This is a genomic window from Myxacorys almedinensis A (genome assembly GCF_010091945.1).
Lineage (GTDB): Bacteria > Cyanobacteriota > Cyanobacteriia > Leptolyngbyales > Leptolyngbyaceae > Myxacorys > Myxacorys almedinensis.
The window spans coordinates 24,331-42,755 of sequence record NZ_WVIE01000021.1 but is presented as its reverse complement, the minus strand read 5'-3'; the positions used below and the strand labels follow the sequence as shown (position 1 = coordinate 42,755).

Genomic DNA, 18,425 nt, shown 5'->3' with positions numbered 1-18,425 from the left:
CGCTACACTCCTTCACCTGCGCTGACAATATCACAACTTACCGGATCACTATGAGAGTTTAAAAGGGACTTCAACGACGAAATTTCAGAGGGCGTTAAGGGGCGATAGTGCCCTAACGCAAGCAGAGTGCTGCCTTGCTGGAGATGAATAGCGCCGATCGCGCTGCGATGAAGCCGCCGGACAGGATGCCCCAATTGCTCGGCAACGCGGCGAATCTGCCGGTTTCTGCCTTCTCGAATCACGATTTGCAACTGCGTCTCAGCCTCTAGGCGGCGCATCACCTTGACGTTGGCAGGCAGGGTCAGCCGATCGTCTAACCAGACTCCTGCTCGCCAGTGTTGAAGAGTTGCCTCCGATGGCGACCCCTCTACCCAAACCTCGTAGGTTTTAGAAACATAATGGCGAGGATGGGTCAGGTAATGGGTTAGCTCACCATCATTCGTTAAAATCAACGCTCCGGTCGATTCTATATCCAAACGCCCCACCAGGTGAAGTCCTTGGTTATACCGAAATTTTGGCGGCAGTAAGTCTAAAACAGTAGCACGATGCTGGGGATCGGCGCAGGTAGAAACTACACCAGCAGGTTTGTGTAGCAATAGGTACAGATGGGGGGGGCGCGCAGCCTGCAATACTCGCTTCCCATCGACTTCAACCACATCATGAGCAGGATCGGCTTTCTGTCCCCTGTGTGCGATCGCGCCGTTGAGCCGCACGCGCCCAGCCCCGATCAACTCTTCCGCTTGGCGGCGAGAGGCGATCCCCCACCGAGACAACAATTTTTGCACCCGTTCTTGCATGACAAATTCGATGACGAAACCCTCAAAACTGCGGAACTTAGAACAACACCTAGAACGAATTACAGAAGCAACATCTGTATAAATACTAATATGTACAAATACTACACGATAGTGGATTCCGTCAAATGGCGCAAATCTCCTACGCCTACCAGCAAGTTGGGCAACGAGGCAGAGAGAAGGCTGTCTCAGCCTACAGCGAGAAATCTAGATTCAACGGCGAAAAAATCTTAGATTTCAAATTCAAATCTTCTATGTCATTTTAATAACGAGGAGTTACTGAAAGGAATCACGATTTGTACGCAAGCACCGCCAGTTTTTGGGTGATTTTTGGCACGAACCGAACCCTGATGGGCTTCTATAATCTGACGCACGATCGCCAGTCCTAAACCACTGCCACTGCTATACTGCACCGGAGCCGTCGTCACTCCGCCTTCGCAAGATCGATCTGGGCGCGATCGCGAGGGATCAGCCCGGTAAAACCGCTCAAATACATGAGTTAGGGCTTGTTCAGGAAACCCTTCTCCCTGATCAATCACCTCAATTTTCAGGCAAGGGGTTGACCCAGATTCATGCAGGTCAATCTGAACCTGCACAGGTTGCCCAATGGGGCTGTACTTAATACTATTATCAAAAAGGTTGAGAAAGACTCGGTGAAATCGTGCCTCGTCTACCTTTACGATGGCTGATTCTAGCCCCGTGTGGCTCAAGTATACCTGCTTTTCCGTGGCAAGGGGGTCAAGGCTGTTCCACGCGGCATAGATAATCGGAATAAGGTCTACCTCCTTGAGCCGGAGTCGCTGGCTCGGATTCATCTCAAGCTGACCGAGATCCAGCAATTCTTGTACCAGCATACTCAGCCGAATAGTTTCATGCAGCAGTCGGTCTACCCAGTCTCGCAGGGGTAGCTCTAGCCGAGACTGCAAGGTTTCCGCCACCAGGCGAATCGAGGTTAGTGGTGTCCTCAGTTCGTGGGCAACATCAGATGCCCAGCGATCGCGCTGCTGAGTCAGAGTAAGGGCTTCTTGTCGATTTTCCAGAAACACGCCCACGTTTCCTTCTGCCAGGGGAAATGCCGTGCCTCGGAGGGGCATCGGTCGGGGATCAGACACATTTTCGGTGTCAACCGCCGCCGGATAAAAGATCCAGTCGCGTTGCCGGGGTTGCTGAGAGTTGCGAGTTTTTTCGATCAGCGAATCGAGTTCGTACGATCGCACAAGTTCTAGCAGCAGGCGTGGGGGATGATGCACGCCGGGGGGAAAGTTTAGCAGCTTATAGGCTTCAGGGTTGTGCCAGAGAAGTTGATTTTCTTCATCGACCTGTAAAAAGCCGATGGGGGCAGCGTTGACGATCTGTTTCCAGGTTTCTAGGCGCTGCTCTAACTCGTGGTTAAGTTCCTGATGGTGCGCGATCGCGAGGGTCAGTTGCGAGGTCAGCGAAAACCCAACCCCGGCCTGATCTGCCTTAAGAGCATGGGTTAGCTGCTTTAGTCGAGAACTCAACCTGAGGCGATAGATCAGTAATGCAGCACTACCGATCGCAAGTCCGAGCAGAAACCACAAAACGCTCACGGCAGAATTTGGAGGTAAAAAGGGCGGTGCCAGTTGGAAACTGATTTGCACTAGCAATGGTAGTCACTAGAAACACCGTTTACAACCCTACGGGATGAATTGTGCGATCGCCAGAAGAGAAAAGATCTCACAAGATAGCCCTTCCTACCGGGATTACCTACTGCCGGAAAATCAGCCAAATCGGTACCCAAATCCGCGGACGGTGACTAGATATTCAGGAGTGCTGGGATCGCGCTCTAATTTTTCTCGCAGCCATCGAATATGAACATCCACCGTCTTGCTTTCGCCAATAAAATCTGGACCCCAAATGCGCTCTAGAAGCTGATCACGAGACCAAACCCGCTTGGGATGCGTCATAAATAGTTCTAGCAACTTAAATTCTTTTGGCGAGAAGTTGACGAGAACCCCTCGAACGATCACGCGACATTCTTCTGGATAAAGGGTAATGTCTTGATAGTGCAACATTGCTGCTTTGGGCGCAGCCTGAAACTGCTGATGCCGCCGCAGCAATGCCCGACACCGAGCCACCAGTTCACGCATACCAAATGGCTTTGTGAGGTAGTCATCTGCCCCCACTTCTAAACCGACGACCCGATCGGTTTCACTGCCCTTGGCACTCAAAATTAAAATGGGGACGCTGTTGCCTTCGCGACGCATGAGGCGACAGAGATCTAAGCCGTTGACGTAGGGCAACATCAGATCGAGGATGATGAGATCGATGGGGGTTACGGCTCCTTGGGTGGCGCTAGATGGGTTTCCCAGGGAGGCTTGCAGCATATCTAAACCCCGGCGACCATCGGAGGCGGTAAGGACTTCGTACCCTTCTTCAGCCAAGGTAAACGCGATCGTATCTCGAATCAAATCTTCATCTTCGACAATCAAAATACGTCCGAGCGTAGACTTGAACGGAGCGGTCGTAGCTTCTGTCAGGAGAATGGATGGCATAACGATCCAGGACGTTAATGAAACGATTAAAATAGCTGTGTTTGGGCAATTCTACCATTGATCAGAATTGCAGTATGGATTGATACCGTTTCTTTGGGTGGGTTTCGCTGATGTCCCTAAAATAGCAGCAGCCACACCGGAATCATGAGCAGAATGCCCACGGTGCTGAGGGCAATGCAACTCGCGGCAAGGTCGCGATCGAGGTTATATTCTTCTGCCAAAATCAAGCTTGCAAAGGCGCTGGGCGTGCCTGCCATTAAAATCAGCGACAGCCTCACGTCTCCCGACAATCCTAACAGAGTTGTCCCCACGCTTACGAGAGCCGGCAAAATCAGCACCTTGAGCAAGACCGGAACGATCGCTACTTTTAGGCTACTCAAGCCCTGAAGTTGACCCAAGCGCATTCCCATCAACACAAAGGAGGCAGGAATCACAAACAGCAGCGAGGAATTGACGATCGCATCGCCCCATGCAGCAAACTCGACAGATTGGGTGAAATAGCTAGCGGCAAAGGCCCACAGGGTTGGCACGGTCAGAATATCTCGTAGCAAGATCCACCAATGATTGGGTTGCTCGGATCGCCCGTAATAACTTGCGAGCAGAACGCCAATGCCGTAGGTGCCAACGAGATTTTGCGTCACGCTAAACAGCACCGCCCAACTCATATTCCCCTCTCGAAGCAACCCTGGAATGATGCCCAACCCAACAAAGCCTGTGTTACCCAGCATCGAAGCGATGACAAACGTACCTTGGTGAGAGCTATCGAGGGGCGGAATCAGAGACCGCCAAAACCCTGCGCCAGACACCTTTAGGGCAACTAAGACCCGCAGCGCCAGCCACGACAACACAATTCCAGTACCGAGGGTGGCGATCGTGATTACCGGAGCCAAACTCAGGGCGGGGTCAAAATGGGTCTGTCGTGCCAAACCAAAAATTTGCCACGGGACGCCCACCCAGTAGAGACTACGACCTAGAAATCGAGGAAAGGTTTGGGGGAGAAACCGAAGCGCGATCGCACCTAGCCCTGTCCACAAAATTAGAGGAGTATACGCATGGAAAAGAACCTCGATCATGCCCGCTGCACCGGGGGACACTGCCTGACAATCTTAGCGAATCAGAGACGCATTATCTTAAGCATTCTGCGGATGGCACCATTTTCCAGCCCGATCGCTCGGCTCTACTGCCAGTCTTTGATGCGCCACTGATTATCTTGACGCACCATCGTATATTGAACTCGCATATCCCGATCATTTTGGGTATCAGCAGGCTGACCTCCCTGAGCATATTTTCTAATCTCTGTCACCGTTGCGTTTACGGTTGCCTGGTTGGGATCGCTCTGGCTCACCGCTACTCCGTCGATTTTCACAGCATGTTCGTAGGCAATGGATAACCTGTCTCGCTTGGCTTCTTCTGCGTTGCGTTGCCATTCAGACAGTTTGGGTTCTACTAACACCTGAGCGAGGTTTTCAGTAGAATGGGTCTGCCCCATGGCTTCTTGCTTAGCGCTATACCAAGCGTCTAACATCGCCTGAGCCGTGGCTTGATCCATCTCTCCCGAAATTGCAACTGGTTCAGAAGCGTCGGGTAGAGGGACAACCGGCTGATCGAGTTGGACAAGCAGTGGCTCCGATGCAGGACTAGCGCCGCCCCCCACCAGCGATCGCACAGCTTTGATCAAACCAAACCCGATCAAACCTGCCGCTGCCACCCCCAGTAACAAGAGCGGCAAGCGAACCTGCTTCCGCGAGGTCGCGGTGGCTCCATCTCCTCGCCGGGTCGTCTCTACTGCCGCCCCATTGCCGTTGCGGGGGTTCCCCGATCCCGACGCATCGCCGCTCCGGGAAGACCGACGAGGCGCTTGAGGTCGCCCAGAAGAACCCGTTGTCTCCTGCAAACCGCCTTCAGGCGATCGACTGGCATAGCGCTCTGCCGCAGGCAAGGTTGCAATACCCGCTGCTTCGGTGGAGGCGAGCGTTGCCGTTGCCCCCCGATCCCCCAAGGGATGAACCGAAACTGCCCCTGTAGATCGCCCGTTGCGTGCCGCCATTCTGCCGTCGTACGCTGTTTCATCCGGCACTCGACGGCTCCAACTCTGGGAAAGAGACCAATCGTGACGGTTTTCGGCTTCGGTGGGCAGTTCTTCGAGATACGCCTGCACTTGCTCATCAGAAAAATAGTCTTTCAGCAAGGCTTGCCGCTTGGCTAAATCGCGAAAATGGGGGAAGACTTCATCTTGCAGCCATTGTTCGGCATATAAACAGAGACCAGGCAACAGATCAGGAGCACCTTGAGAGTGTTCGCGGATAAACGCAATTTGTTCGTATTCTTGACTGAGTTCTAAAACTCGACTGGCTTCTTCGGTTTGCCCCAAAAGCAAGGCGCAAACGGCTTGTTCTAAATGAACATCTTGACGGCTTCCTAACCGCGCCAACATTGCCTTGGCTCGCCGAATTGAGGCTGGCTGCTGCTGGGCAAAACCGCGACCGAGCAGGGCATAAACTGCCAGATAAGTTGCCACTGCCGACGGGCGACGGGATTCTTCTTCAAACAATGCCTGCTGCTCTTCGGCTGTCAGGTAGCTCCGCAATTGCTGAATAAACCGCAGAAAGTCATCGATGCTCAACCCAGACTGATCGTTTCCTGTGCCATCGATACCGCCTCGTTCGTGCAGCATATCTTGCAACAGGCGAATCCCTTGCTGGCGATCGGCTTGGTTTTCAATTGGTAGAGCGAGTAGCTCTAAGATTCGGTAGGGACGCAGCTTGAATAGATCCGACTGAATTTCGCTGCGGACGCTGGCAAATAGTCCTTCTCGCAGTAGGAGTTCTTGCCCTGTTTCAAGGGCTTCTGCGGCATTTTCGTACTGTCCTTGATGCCACTGTTCGCGTCCTAGTTCTAGACATGCCAATGCCAGGGTAAGCACAATGTCGGGCAATACCAGCTTTGGATCGCCGAAGCGCCCGTCTCGCAAACTGGCTGTGCCACTGCTGAGATAAGGACGCCCCAGAGTCAGCACAAGTTCATATTCGCCCAGTTCTTGCAAAACCAGAAGTGCACCGATGAGGTGGCGATCGTCGATTTCAACAGTCGGCGTATGGGCATCCCCGGCTGCATCGCCAAGACTTTCTGAGGGATGCCGTGCGCCATTTGCCCCGGTCAAACCGTCCGTCAAACCAGAGTTTAGCTCCTCGTAGGTTGATGCCAGAAACGTCTCATCATACTCTTGGCGTTTCTCAGGGTTAGACAGCACCCGGTATGCCTCATCCAGCAAGCTTTTGCGTGTTGCGATCGCGGCTTCAGAATACTCTCGGCGCGGAAGCTGGAGGGTGCGATCGCGATGAGCCTGCCGCACCTGCTCAGACGTTGCCTGATTGGGCAGACCAAGAATCCGATAATAATCGAGCGGTATACGCACGGTTAGCTTCCCCACCAGTAGACAAAAGTGATCAATGAACGTGACGAATGAATGAGAGACATCATACCCCGTCTCGGGAGAAACGGCAGTTTACCCTAAAAAAGCGTAGCGATCGACTAATTTTTGTTGACTTTTAATCGACCCTTAGACCCGCATGAAGCCAGGCTATCCAATCAATGAATTTTTAACAGATAGATCTCTAACAATAGAATTTTCTAGAGAGCGATAAAAGGGATCAGACCTTAATTGAAAGTGAAATTTTGCATAGACAGGCAAGTTTTGCCGTTCTCCCCTTGCGAAGCGCCACGATTCGCCTTCAACTGTTTGATCTTTGACACATCAGAAAGCTATTTTAGATTAGATTATGAAGGCTGACGCTTTTTTGGGGTCAGGTCTGTCTTCTGGGTATTGCAGCGAGGTTGTCACTCTTATGGTTCAGGAAAGAGCTTTTCCCACATTTCAAACTGCTCCTGCCCAAGTCACGCGGGCAGAGGGGCTAATGCTTTACCAAGACATGGTGTTGGGGCGCTTTTTTGAAGATAAGTGCGCCGAGATGTACTACCGGGGCAAAATGTTTGGCTTTGTCCACCTCTACAACGGGCAAGAAGCCGTTTCTACGGGCGTGATTCGAGCGATGCGCCCAGGAGAAGACTACGTGTGCAGCACCTACCGCGATCACGTCCACGCCTTGAGTTGTGGTGTGCCAGCGCGCGAAGTGATGGCAGAACTTTTTGGCAAAGCAACGGGATGCAGCAAAGGTCGCGGCGGGTCAATGCACTTGTTTTCCGAGCCGCACCGCTTGCTGGGCGGCTTTGCTTTTATTGGAGAGGGCATTCCGGTGGCGACGGGGGCAGCGTTTCAGAGCAAATATCGCCGAGAAGTGATGGGTGATGAGAATGCAGATCAGGTGACTGCCGCGTTTTTTGGCGATGGCACCACAAATAACGGTCAGTTTTTCGAGTGCCTGAACATGGCAGCGCTGTGGAAGTTGCCCATTTTATTTGTGGTTGAAAATAATAAGTGGGCGATTGGCATGGCCCACGATCGCGCAACGTCTCAGCCCGAAATTTATAAAAAGGCGAGTGTGTTTGGCATGCCGGGATACGAGGTAGACGGCATGGATGTGCTGGCAGTGCGGGGCATTGCTCAAGAAGCTGTGGCTCGTGCCCGCGCAGGAGAGGGCCCAACCCTGATTGAGTGTTTGACCTATCGCTTCCGGGGTCACTCGTTAGCCGACCCTGACGAACTGCGATCGAAGGCTGAAAAAGAAGCCTGGTTGGCTCGCGATCCGATCAAAAAATTCTCTGCTTACCTGACCGAGCAAAATCTGGCAGATCAGCCAGAACTCAAAGCGATTGAGAAGACCATTCAATCGGTGGTGGAGGATGCGGTGCAGTTTGCGATCGATAGCCCTGAACCCGACCCCAGTGAGCTTTACAAATACATCTTTGCTGAAGATTAGGGCGGTGAAAGTGGATGGGTTGGTTAGTAATCGAATCCATCTCCTCCTCAACTCAATGTTGACCATCTATTGAGTGACCACACCAGATGAGTGACCACACCAGATCGCCCAACTCCTGTAACCCAAACTCCTGTAATACCCAATTGATTGTTCACTGCGACAGATCCTCGCCCCCCCTGCCTACGGCTCTCCCCCTTGGTGAGGAGGGACTTTTCGGCTCCCTGCTGGCTCAGGAGGGGTTGGGGGAGGTCGCACATCGATAGCAGTTACAGATTAATTTGGTATAACTATAGTCCTCCAAACTTTTGTATAGTGCTGATAGGACGTTTGGAGAAACCCGTATGGCTGTTATTACGTATTTGGCTTTGGTCGGTGGCGCGATCGCACTGGCATTCGGACTGTATACTGCCTTCCGTGCCATCAAGCTGATCTAACTCATGGTTCGTAGTTCGTAGCAAGGTCTAAGTTACGAACTACGCTTCTTTTGTAAACGCCCGTTCGGAAGACCGCTCAGTTTGAACACGTCATATAACGTTGAGCAGTACGTCGTCATGCCGAATGAAGCCGGACAAACCACATTTTGATACGTGAAATAGCGGTAGTGCAGCGAAAAGTATTCCCACTCGCCCATCTGGATGCGAAATAAGAAAATTAGAAAATCGGCTAACCGCAGCGACAGCGGAATCCGAAAATACATTCGTTGGTTGAAATAATTTGAGGCTGCTTCAATCGTTTGATTGACGGTCAGCGCTTCGTTGCCTAAGACCAGATCGCGACGCTCGGTTGCCGGATGCTCGATCAGATAGCCTACCACCTGAGCAATGTCATACCCGTGAATAAAGTGGAAGCTGCCATCGGCACTCAAAAACCGAATCAGCTTGATCCACTGCATTACGTCGGCAATGCCAGACGAGAGATGTGAGTAGGGATAGCGCTCTCCGCCACCGAGAACCAGCGTTGGGTAAAGCGTTGTTAGTTTGGGCGCGATCGCAAGTTTAGACAGCTTCTCATGACACCGATATTTCGAGCGAATGTACGGGCTGCCAATCTCCTCAGCTTCTTGAAGGACTTGATTTTCTCGGCTTAAAATACTTGCCGTTGAAAAATAGATCACTTGCTCACAGCGATCGGGGTCAAGCAGATTGATCAGCGTGCTCGTGCTCACCACATTGATCTCGTCAACGTGTTCTCCACCCCAATCGGTGTGCGCCACCACCGCACAGTCGATCGTTTGCAGGAGGTCTCGATACTGCTCAACGTCTCGCACGTCTGCTTGCAAAACCGTCACACCAGGGCGAGCATAAACGTCAATTTTCAGCTTGTCAGCCTGTCTGACGAGCAAAAACAGTTCATGGGTCGTGTTCTGGATTAACGATTCAACAATGTAGTGACCAATGCATCCACTTGCACCCGTCACGAAAATTCGCTTTGAGGTCATGAGAAAGGGGGTTAGAAGTTAGAGGGAAGGGAGTGGAGGAGCGCGATGAGCCATATATCATCCGTAGGAGCTATGAATTAACAGAATAAACTCAAAACCCCCAACTTACACCGCGATTCTCTCCAATCCTGACTTGAAAACCCCAATTTTTAGTGAGTTGGTGTGGCAAGTAGCTGATCGACTTGCTTCGCCGTTTCAAAGAAAAACGCCGCGTTTTCCTCAGGGGTTTTAGGTAGAATGCCGTGACCCAGGTTTAAAATATGACCCCGATGACCCGCTTTACGAATCGTATCGAGAATGCGATCGCGGATGAATTCCTTCGACCCAAATAGCACGCCGGGGTCGATATTGCCTTGCACATTCATCTCTTTGCCCAGGCGTGAGCGCGCATCTGCCATGTCTACCGTCCAGTCAACGCTGATGATGTCTGCCCCTGACTTTGCCATCCGCTCTAGAAGTCCACCGCTGCCACTGACGAGCAGAATCAGCGGCGTATCGGGGTGGGTTTGCTTGACTTGACGGAAGACGCGCTGCTGATACGGCAAAATGAACGTGTCGTAGTCTTGCGGGCTGACTTGCCCTGCCCACGAATCGAACATTTGCACCACCTGAGCGCCGCAGTCGATTTGGTAGCGGGTATAGACCGCGATCGCGTCTGCCAACTTTTCGAGCAAGCTGTGCAGCATGGCGGGCGTCGAGAACGCCATATTCTTAATCACAGAATAGGTTTTCGATCCTTTACCTTCAACGGCATAGGCAGCGAGCGTCCAGGGTGCGCCCACAAATCCTAGTACGGTCGATTGATTGCCGACTTCTGCTCGCAGGGCGTTCAGAATCGGTTTGATAAACGGCAGCGACTCTTCTGGCTCCAATGCCCGCAACGCATCGATTTGAGCCTGCGATCGAATCGGGTCTGCAATAATCGGACCTTTTCCTTCAGCAATGTCCATCTCGATCCCCAAGCCGGGCAACGGGGTGACGATATCGGAAAACAGAATCACACCATCAGGCTGAAACGCCCTCCAGGGCTGTAACGAAATCTTGATCGCCACCTCCGGAATTTCGGAGCGCTCTCGAAACGAAGGGTACTTCTCCCGCAGATCTCGATAGGCTTTCATGTAGCGCCCTGCCTGCCGCATCATCCAGACGGGGGGGCGGTCGAGGACTTCGCCGCGCGCTGCTCGTAACAAAAGTGGAATTTGAGAAGAACCCGTCATTTCAGCCTCTCTACGTGAATAAAATCTTTTGTTTTCTCCACTCCTTAGACTATCATCGTGAGTCGCTGCTTTCGCCGTTCTACCGGGGTTTGTAACAGTTTTGCAATAAATGAACGAACGGAAATTCAGTCATTTCTCTTCCTTCCGTCTTTAAGCTTTGACCCCTAAGAATGATTAATTTTCCAGAGCCAATTTCTATTCTGAACTCAATTACATCCTGTCTTTAATGGGGTTCAAAACATGTCTAAATTTTTTGCTGCAAATGTTGCTTTGATGACTGCTCTAGCGATCGCTCCTGCGATGCCTGCTTTGAGCCAAACTGCTCCGGGGACGACTACCGCCCCTGGCACCACCACCACACTGCAAGAAGCGGTTGAGTATGGCAGAGAAGGGCGCAACGGTTATTGGGGTTTGCTTGGTTTGCTGGGTTTGTTTGGTTTGATGGGGCGCAAAAGCAGCAGCCGCGACGAAGTAGGCGGCACAGCATACCGTGATCCGAATGCGGTTGGCACGACGCGCGATCGCTACTAACAACTCCCTCAACTTGTCTATCCTCATCCGTAATTGATCTCTCCCAATTACGGATTTTTTAATGCAAATCGGCATCCCAAACGCCGATGTAGATGCGATCGCTACTATTGCGCTCGATTACGCCCTTTAGGTTGCCCTGCTCAAACGAGTACTGATTGGTCTGGCGAGCGGCAACCTGCTTCAGGGCAGAAAGCACCTTCAGCGGCGCTTGGCTCCCCATCATGCCGTTGAGGGTGACTTGCATGATCAGCGGATCTACAGAGTTGGCAAACGAGGCTTCCGTTTGGCGAACTTGACCAGAGCCGCGATCGAACAGGTACGCCAGCGAAATTTGGTCAGGAACAGGTTCATACAAGGCGCTTTGGGTATCGCCCCAATAGCCGCGTTTAGTCTGAACGGGCTGACCGAGCGCGCTTTGCACCTCTTGCACGGAGGTTCCGATGGGGAAACCGGGGATGCGAGATGGTTTTTTTTTAGAATCGCGATTTTCTGGCGGGCGTGTCAGAAGTTGCTCAACGGCGCTTTCTGCCTCGACGGGCGGTGGGGATTGAACATCTGGAGAGGGCACTGGCGAAGGGCTGGGGCTAGGGGAGACGGGTTCCGGAGACGCTTCAGGAGTTGGAGTGGGGGTGACAGGGGGAATAGAGGGGCTAATGGTGGGAGATGGGCTGTCTGCCACGACTGGGTCTGGCGGCTGCGATCGCCACCAAAATGCCGCGATCGTCACGCCCATCAGCGTCAGCCCTGACACTGCCACCAGCATCCACACCGCCCGCAGTCCAGGCTTGTGGGTAACCGAGCCAGGATCAAGGGTGCGTGCGATCGCAGGGGTCGCCATGGCAACGGTTGCCGGAAATGCCGAAGGAGGTTGCGTTTGCGAACTATAGGACGCAGAGCGCTCAGCCGCCACAGGCACCGTTGGGGCACCCGTTGAGATCTCCTCACTCGTCAAGGCATCGCTAAACAGCAGCGCCAGCCACTCATCTACGGTCGCCGGACGATGTTGAGCATCTAGCGCCATGCCCCGTAGAATCGCCTGATTAGTGGAAGCACTTAAGCGCCGTTGCAACTGGCGCGGTTCGGGGAGGGGTTGGTGTTGCTGCAAAACAGAAGCCACAGGCACTTCTGCGGTAACCAGCGCATAAAGGGTGGCGGCAAGACCATACACGTCGGTGGCGGGGCTGCGTTTGCCCTGAGTTAGATACTGCTCAACGGGCGCATAGCCTGCCGAAATCATATTCGTGTGGGTTTGGGTCGAGCCAGGCGTAAATTCTCGTGCAATCCCAAAATCGATCAGCACAACCTCTTGAGTGCCGTCTCGCAGAATGATATTTTGCGGCTTCACATCGCGATGCAGCAAGCCGTTCTGATGCACTACTCGCAGGGCTGCCCCAATTTGGCGGATGTAGTGAATTGCCGTAGCTTCGGGCAGGGGATCATCGGGAAATACCAGGTCTTCGAGGGTTTGCCCAGCGATGTAGTCCATCACCATGTAAGACACGTTATCTTCAATAAAAAAGTCGCTCACCCGCACAATATTGGGATGAACGCACATGGCTAAGCGGCGGGCTTCATCACGAAATTTTCGTTGAAAGTCGGCAGCGTTACGATTGGCGCTGCGGGGAACACCCGAGACACCGTTTTGCAAGGTCTCATGTAGGGTTTTGATCACAACCACTTGATTAAGATACTCATGGGTTGCCTTAAACGTAATGCCAAACCCGCCTCGACCGATTTCCTCAGTCAAGATATATTTGCCGTTTTGTAAGGACTTGCCAATCAGCGAATTCATCATCTACAAGGAATGAGGAACTGAGAGTAACCCTGGTGGTCTGTCAAGTTTGAAATGAGGGATTAGGAGTCGATGGGGAGATGGGGAGATGGGGAGATGGGGAGTCTAGTAATCGGAACCATCGACTCATGCACCCCTTTACCCCTCAACTCAAAATCGCGCCACCATCGTTTAACGGATCGCCCATCATCAGGCTTCTATTTTAGTCATCGTGCACCGCCAACGGAATCGAACACCGCATCCGAGTGACAGTTTCTGACGGATGAGACGGCACAGAGAGGAGATCTAGCCGACCGTTCATCAAGGTCATCGCCGTTTGAGTCAAGAGCAGGGAAAACCCCGGCGCATAGCTTGCTTCTAGGATTTTTGAGAGTAACGGGGGGGCATCGGGTGGAGAGTGCAGGAGGTCGATGGGTTCTGCCAAGCCTGCATGAGAAGCATCGTTGCCACTCTGAGCGGGGCGTTCGTCTTCGATCACAATCGCCGCAAACGGCGGATGTTCCATAACCGTAAGCGCGATCGCGCCTGCTTGCATGAGAGAAACCGCGTTGCTCACCAGGCTCACCAGCACATATCGCAACCAGTTTGGATCGGCAAGCACATAAAGCGACTGATCGGGGTAGGCAATCTGAAATTTGAGGTTGCGATTTTCTGCCAGCAAATGAGTCAAGCCGTAGACCTCTTCCAACACCGTCTTTAGGGATAACGGCTGAATTTCCAGGGCGCTGCTGCCATACTCCGCTTTTGAGACATGAATAATTTCATCGAGCAACCGCACCAGTTTAAGGGCAGCCTCGTGGGCTTGGGCAACGAATTCTCGTTCTTCATCGGGGCTGTCGCACAGATCAGAGAGGATGAGTTGGTGAGAGCCAATCAGCCCATTGAGGGGCGATCGCAGTTCGTGAGATGTCCGTGCTAGAAATCCCGCTTTAAACTGAGCCAATTCTGTCGCCATGTGATGGGCGAGGGCGAGTCGCTTTAAAGCCGTTGAGTCAAGGGTTGATTCTACCGTCACAAGCTGTTTATCCAATCGTTGGTCATTCACGTTGGTCATTCACGTTGGTCATTCACGTTAGTCATTCACGTTAGTCTCTGTTCCATCTGTGCTGCCCAGAGCCTGCACCCTCGCTTCCGTTGCCAGATCGTTTGCATTGCCCACCAGATAATTTACGGCAAAATGACGTGATGAGTTATGGCAAGCAGACACCAAATCATAACACTTGATAATACTGTCTCCGAACCCGACGGATCGAGACACCGCTTCTGCTAGGGCAGAGTGATCTGAACCGCACCTTGACGCAAGATGTGCCAGTTAGGGTTGCTCCACTTCACCACTGTAGAAGGAGTCCCCGAAACGGCTGCATCCAAGTCTGGAAACTCGTCGGAAGATAAGGTAAGAACGTTGGGGAACTGAGCTTGGATGCCAGACATGGTAAGCAGGGCAGGCTGCCCAGAGCGGTTGGCGCTGGTGGTGGCTAAGGCTCCAGTTTGAGCCAAAATTGCTTGAGCGATCGCACCGTTGGGAACGCGCACACCAATGGTGGTTGGGTCGCTTGGATGCATCGTCACGGGGACGCGATCGCTGGCAGGTAACACCAACGTCAACGCCCCTGGCAGATAGGTTTCTGCCATTTGCTGCCAGATTTTGAGTTCCGCTTCGCTGCCAGTAACATATTGCCAGAGATCGGCGATCGCGCCTGCCATCAAAATCAGGGGTTTCTCAGCGCTGCGCTGTTTGGCTTGGAAGATCAGATCGGCGCGATCGGGTCTGGCGGCTAAAGCGGGAACGGTATCGGTCGGGAAACTAGCAAGGTGCGTACCTTCCAAAAGAGCCGAGACGAGGGCATCAAACGAAACTTGAGGCATAGCCGCGTTAATTATTTCTCCGAAATTCTTGCCAAGCCTGAACGAGATTGCCTTGCATCAGCCCGGACACCGCATTGAGTGTGTGCAACTCTGGCAGATTTGGGTTGAGCGCCAAGGCAGCATTGATCGCCGCTTGAGCCGCTTTTGGACGAAAATCATACAGATTGACAAACGCAAGATAGGCATAGGCATTCGGATTTGTTGGATCAAGCTTCACCACCGTTTCTAGCGCCGCGATCGCAGGTTCAACCCGCCGCCCCAGCACATTGGTCAGCGCCAAACCATAAGCAAACTCTCGATTTTGCGGTTCTTGCTGGAGGCGGTAGTCTAAAATTTGGCGGGCTTGCGCCACATAATCTTGCACCGGATCGTATTGATTTAATCGGTTGATTTCTTCAAAGATGACACTCAGTTCCTTCATGCCGGTGGGCATTTTGGTTGCCAGCGATCGCAGTTGCGTCACAAAATCAGGCTCTTGAGGGGCAGGGGCAGGAGCATTGGCAGCAAGGTTCAAGCGGAGGTCAGGAACGGCAATCTCATAAGTTTCTTGGGTCTCGCGATTGAGATAGGTCGCTTTCAGGGTGTAGGTGCCTTGGGCAGTTTTGGGAGGCAGGGCGGCTAGCCGTTCCACCACTTGGAATTGAGCAGTATCATCATTGGCAGAGGGTTGCAGATTGCCCAGCGCGATCGCATGATCATGAAACCAGCGCTCGTTGTCCCGGTGCCAAGTCAGCAACACTAAGCCCGATCGCAACTCCTGCCAAGACCCCGACCAGCGATAGGTGATGGGCATCGGCTGACCTGGGGCAACTTGGTTAGGAACCCGAACTTGCTCTAATCGCACCTTGGCTGACTCTCCTGTACCAGGTTTCACCTGCACCGTTGGCACAGTCCGATGATAGAGATGTAGCTGGCTGCGATCGGGCAATGCCCACGAGTTTTGCAACTGAAACTCAGGACTTTCAGCAATGGCGGCGGTGAGGATCGATTGCGCTTCGGGACGGCGAATTGACCCTTGATCGCCATCTTTTGTCACAAACCAAGAGAGCGATCGCGCATCTTGCTCGACCTGCCGCACGTTGGTTCCGACCTGCCGCCCATACACCTGAAAATTTCTCAGCGCCCCAAAATAATTGAGATTGTGTTGATTGAACTCTGGAACAGACGGGAGAACGCCGACGGTGCTCGTCAAATACGGTTCGGTTTGAATGATGTCGTTAACCACATCAGCATGATGCCAATTGTCTGCCAGCACGGCGCGATGCTGATAAGTATCTGAAAGCGGGGGCACCATGCCCGACGGCACCAACCCCAACCCCATCAGCAGCGCCGCCAAGCCCACTGCCCACCACCGAAACAGCCGCAGGCGATCGGGAAATAGCACTAACCCCTGCGCCAACAAAATCGCCAACACAGGCAGTAACGGCGCGATATAGCGATCGTCTTTGTTGACATTGAGCGAACACAGAAAATAGGCCCCAACCAAAAATATCAGCAGCCACCGAACCGACTGCCACCACGCGGCGTACACATCTTGGCGATAGCCGCGATGGCGTAACCCGCCATAATCTACAGAGGTGACCAACCGCCCCTTGACGATGGCAAATTCACGACTCACAACGGCACGCTTCCAGTACAGCACAAGTCCGACGAGGGCAATGATCAAGATCGGCAACGAGACCGATCGGGGCAGTTCTGTGAGATAAAACGTCCAAGCCGCGAGGCTAGTCAGGGGCGGATCGCCTTCTGCGATCGCAGCATCGATCGTCGCCCGTTTGCCAGAGGTCAAAATCAACAGCCAATTGGTGCGATACCACGGAAAACACAGGTAAAGTGCGATCGCTAGCCCAAACACTAGCTGAATCAGCTTGATCCAGCGCCGTTTGCCAATCGAAACAGCGCCCAGCCAGACGATCGGCGTTAGCAAAAAAAACAGCGTCGTTTGTTTCGTGAGCAATGCCAAGCCCAACGCTACCCCAAACGCCGCCGCCCACAACCACGGCATCACCCGCATCGGCATCGCCCCACCAAAACTCTGGAACCGCAAAATGGCACTCGCTTGAGCAATGTCTGTGAGCGGTTGCGGGGTTGCCTGCGGTTGCCACCGGTCTGCGACCTTCCAGGTTTCATCGCTGGCTAGCCACCACATCGTCAGACACCAAAAGCTGAGCGTTACCAAAGCCACCAACGGAAAATCAATCAAAAAATCCAATCGAATCGCATAAAGCCCAGGCAGCAGCAGGCATAACCCGGCAGCCCACAAGCCCACCTGAACGCTAAACAGCCGGATTCCTAACCCATAGACCGAGGCAAGCAAAACTGCGCCATACAGTAAATTGACCAGCGTTGCCTGATCTGCCCCTGCGCCAAACAATCCAATAAATGGAGTGGTAGAAATGTAGACAAACGGCGGAATTTTAGACGACAGCATCCAAAAGCTCGTCCACCACTCGCCAGAAAACCACTGCGGAGCTTGCAAGGCTTTCCAATAGTTCAGTGCCCCCGTCAAATAATCTGCCTGATCCCACGCGGGCACAGACTGATCGATCGCAAACCAGAGTCGGTCTGCGATCGCGCCGATTAGCCAAATGCTTCCCAAAATGGGTAATCCGTCAACCCAGGCTCGTTCTTTCGCAATCACGCACTCACCCCATTGTTGCCATTCGTGAGCCATCGGTCATCATTCGTAGTTGAGAACACGACCAAACTACGCCAGACAAACGATGAACTACGAACTAATCTGCTTGACCATCTTGATGTGCGGGATTCCCGCCTCGTCAAAGATGTCCCCTTCTGCGATAAAGCCGAGTTTTGTATAAAACTCTCTCACCGCGACCTGTGCGTGGAGTCGAACTTGAGCGAACTTTTTGCTTATCAAGCATTCTAAAGCCGATTCTGTTAATTTTCTCCCTATTCCTTGATTGCGAAACTCTGACAAAACGGCAAGGCGCTCTAGTTTAGCAACCTGGGGCGCAATCTCGCGCATCCGCACGGTTCCGACGGGCTGAGCCTCAACGTAGGCTAGGAGATGCATTGCCTGGTGGTCTTTTCCATCAAATTCTAAGGCCGGATCGATGCCTTGTTCGTGGTGAAAAACACAGGTTCGGATCAGAAAAATTGAGTCGCGATTGGCTCTGCCAAACTCCGAAGGATCGTGGGAAAACGGCGCGAGTTCAACGGATACATCAGACATAAAATTACGGGTGATCAGCAACTTTCAAAAATACTACTGGATCTGCTGGGGATGGGAGTGTGCGATCGCAGATGCAAATTTTAACCGCAATCTAACCCTCCGCTTATCTGCTACATGCGCTCACCTGAAGGAGTGCATCCTATAAAATGGACAGAACTGCTGTCGCTAAAGAATGACTGAACCCAACGAAATCATCCTGAC

Annotated in this window: 16 protein-coding genes; 3 read left to right on the top strand and 13 right to left on the bottom strand. The window is 52.7% G+C overall.

Going from position 1 to position 18,425, the window contains the following annotated elements; genetic code table 11:
* Positions 1 to 2: 2 nt before the first annotated feature.
* The 5 genes from GS601_RS16690 to GS601_RS16670 all read right to left on the bottom strand — a co-directional run bounded on the left by GS601_RS16690 (position 3) and on the right by GS601_RS16670 (position 6,725).
* The gene (locus tag GS601_RS16690) at positions 3 to 797 is read right to left on the bottom strand and encodes a pseudouridine synthase (protein ID WP_162424420.1); all 795 of its coding nucleotides are present in this window, start codon (positions 795 to 797) and stop codon (positions 3 to 5) included.
* Positions 798 to 1,051: 254 nt separating this feature from the next.
* Positions 1,052 to 2,365: an ATP-binding protein gene (locus GS601_RS16685; protein WP_162424454.1), complete on the bottom strand. Its 1,314-nt coding sequence runs from the start codon at positions 2,363 to 2,365 to the stop codon at positions 1,052 to 1,054.
* A gap of 171 nt (positions 2,366 to 2,536) precedes the next feature.
* A complete protein-coding gene (locus GS601_RS16680) occupies positions 2,537 to 3,310 on the bottom strand; it encodes a response regulator transcription factor (protein ID WP_162424419.1) in 774 nt (257 codons plus the stop codon).
* A gap of 116 nt (positions 3,311 to 3,426) precedes the next feature.
* Positions 3,427 to 4,383 (bottom strand): AEC family transporter, encoded by a 957-nt coding sequence (locus GS601_RS16675; protein ID WP_162424418.1) that lies wholly within the window; start codon positions 4,381 to 4,383, stop codon positions 3,427 to 3,429.
* Positions 4,384 to 4,487: 104 nt separating this feature from the next.
* Positions 4,488 to 6,725, bottom strand: coding sequence for an IMS domain-containing protein (locus GS601_RS16670; RefSeq protein ID WP_162424417.1), 2,238 nt, complete (start codon positions 6,723 to 6,725; stop codon positions 4,488 to 4,490).
* Positions 6,726 to 7,155: 430 nt separating this feature from the next.
* On the opposite strand from GS601_RS16670, the gene pdhA reads away from it, so the two are divergent.
* Both pdhA and petL read left to right on the top strand, forming a co-directional pair.
* Positions 7,156 to 8,187, top strand: coding sequence for a pyruvate dehydrogenase (acetyl-transferring) E1 component subunit alpha (gene pdhA, locus GS601_RS16665; protein WP_162424416.1), 1,032 nt, complete (start codon positions 7,156 to 7,158; stop codon positions 8,185 to 8,187).
* Between the two features lie 341 nt (positions 8,188 to 8,528).
* Entirely contained in the window at positions 8,529 to 8,621 is a 93-nt protein-coding gene (gene petL / locus GS601_RS16660) for a cytochrome b6-f complex subunit PetL (protein WP_162424415.1), read from the top strand.
* A 32-nt stretch (positions 8,622 to 8,653) separates the two neighbouring features.
* Here the strand turns inward: petL and GS601_RS16655 are convergent, their stop codons facing one another.
* Both GS601_RS16655 and hemE read right to left on the bottom strand, forming a co-directional pair.
* The gene (locus GS601_RS16655) at positions 8,654 to 9,625 is read right to left on the bottom strand and encodes an NAD-dependent epimerase/dehydratase family protein (RefSeq protein ID WP_162424414.1); all 972 of its coding nucleotides are present in this window, start codon (positions 9,623 to 9,625) and stop codon (positions 8,654 to 8,656) included.
* Positions 9,626 to 9,774: 149 nt separating this feature from the next.
* The gene (hemE, locus tag GS601_RS16650) at positions 9,775 to 10,842 is read right to left on the bottom strand and encodes a uroporphyrinogen decarboxylase (RefSeq protein WP_162424413.1); all 1,068 of its coding nucleotides are present in this window, start codon (positions 10,840 to 10,842) and stop codon (positions 9,775 to 9,777) included.
* 240 nt (positions 10,843 to 11,082) lie between these two features.
* Here hemE and GS601_RS16645 point away from each other — a divergent pair, with 240 nt between their 5' ends.
* Positions 11,083 to 11,373, top strand: a complete 291-nt coding sequence (locus GS601_RS16645) for a WGxxGxxG family protein (protein WP_162424412.1) — start codon at positions 11,083 to 11,085, stop codon at positions 11,371 to 11,373.
* Positions 11,374 to 11,431: 58 nt separating this feature from the next.
* On the opposite strand, the gene GS601_RS16640 is transcribed toward GS601_RS16645, so the two are convergent.
* The 6 genes from GS601_RS16640 to GS601_RS16615 form a co-directional block, all read right to left on the bottom strand.
* Positions 11,432 to 13,168 (bottom strand): serine/threonine protein kinase, encoded by a 1,737-nt coding sequence (locus tag GS601_RS16640; RefSeq protein WP_238393325.1) that lies wholly within the window; start codon positions 13,166 to 13,168, stop codon positions 11,432 to 11,434.
* A gap of 199 nt (positions 13,169 to 13,367) precedes the next feature.
* On the bottom strand, positions 13,368 to 14,219 hold the full coding sequence (locus GS601_RS16635; protein ID WP_162424411.1) for a sensor histidine kinase: 852 nt from the start codon (positions 14,217 to 14,219) through the stop codon (positions 13,368 to 13,370).
* Between the two features lie 18 nt (positions 14,220 to 14,237).
* A complete protein-coding gene (locus tag GS601_RS16630; protein WP_162424410.1) occupies positions 14,238 to 14,423 on the bottom strand; it encodes a hypothetical protein in 186 nt (61 codons plus the stop codon).
* An 8-nt stretch (positions 14,424 to 14,431) separates the two neighbouring features.
* Positions 14,432 to 15,031: an L-threonylcarbamoyladenylate synthase gene (locus GS601_RS16625; RefSeq protein ID WP_162424409.1), complete on the bottom strand. Its 600-nt coding sequence runs from the start codon at positions 15,029 to 15,031 to the stop codon at positions 14,432 to 14,434.
* 7 nt (positions 15,032 to 15,038) lie between these two features.
* Positions 15,039 to 17,705 (bottom strand): glycosyltransferase family 39 protein, encoded by a 2,667-nt coding sequence (locus GS601_RS16620; protein WP_162424408.1) that lies wholly within the window; start codon positions 17,703 to 17,705, stop codon positions 15,039 to 15,041.
* Between the two features lie 54 nt (positions 17,706 to 17,759).
* The gene (locus tag GS601_RS16615; RefSeq protein ID WP_162424407.1) at positions 17,760 to 18,224 is read right to left on the bottom strand and encodes a GNAT family N-acetyltransferase; all 465 of its coding nucleotides are present in this window, start codon (positions 18,222 to 18,224) and stop codon (positions 17,760 to 17,762) included.
* Between the last annotated feature and the right edge of the window lie 201 nt (positions 18,225 to 18,425).

Bases quoted from the DNA above. Each gene is read 5' to 3' on its own strand.
- hemE (WP_162424413.1), bottom strand. From the start codon at position 10,842: ATGACGGGTTCTTCTCAAATTCCACTTTTGTTACGAGCAGCGCGCGGC.
- GS601_RS16655 (WP_162424414.1), bottom strand. From the start codon at position 9,625: ATGACCTCAAAGCGAATTTTCGTGACGGGTGCAAGTGGATGCATTGGT.
- GS601_RS16645 (WP_162424412.1), top strand. From the start codon at position 11,083: ATGTCTAAATTTTTTGCTGCAAATGTTGCTTTGATGACTGCTCTAGCG.
- GS601_RS16690 (WP_162424420.1), bottom strand. From the start codon at position 797: ATGCAAGAACGGGTGCAAAAATTGTTGTCTCGGTGGGGGATCGCCTCT.
- GS601_RS16680 (WP_162424419.1), bottom strand. From the start codon at position 3,310: ATGCCATCCATTCTCCTGACAGAAGCTACGACCGCTCCGTTCAAGTCT.
- GS601_RS16640 (WP_238393325.1), bottom strand. From the start codon at position 13,168: ATGATGAATTCGCTGATTGGCAAGTCCTTACAAAACGGCAAATATATC.
- GS601_RS16615 (WP_162424407.1), bottom strand. From the start codon at position 18,224: ATGTCTGATGTATCCGTTGAACTCGCGCCGTTTTCCCACGATCCTTCG.
- GS601_RS16675 (WP_162424418.1), bottom strand. From the start codon at position 4,383: ATGATCGAGGTTCTTTTCCATGCGTATACTCCTCTAATTTTGTGGACA.
- GS601_RS16620 (WP_162424408.1), bottom strand. From the start codon at position 17,705: ATGGCTCACGAATGGCAACAATGGGGTGAGTGCGTGATTGCGAAAGAA.
- GS601_RS16625 (WP_162424409.1), bottom strand. From the start codon at position 15,031: ATGCCTCAAGTTTCGTTTGATGCCCTCGTCTCGGCTCTTTTGGAAGGT.
- GS601_RS16635 (WP_162424411.1), bottom strand. From the start codon at position 14,219: ATGACCAACGTGAATGACCAACGATTGGATAAACAGCTTGTGACGGTA.
- pdhA (WP_162424416.1), top strand. From the start codon at position 7,156: ATGGTTCAGGAAAGAGCTTTTCCCACATTTCAAACTGCTCCTGCCCAA.
- petL (WP_162424415.1), top strand. From the start codon at position 8,529: ATGGCTGTTATTACGTATTTGGCTTTGGTCGGTGGCGCGATCGCACTG.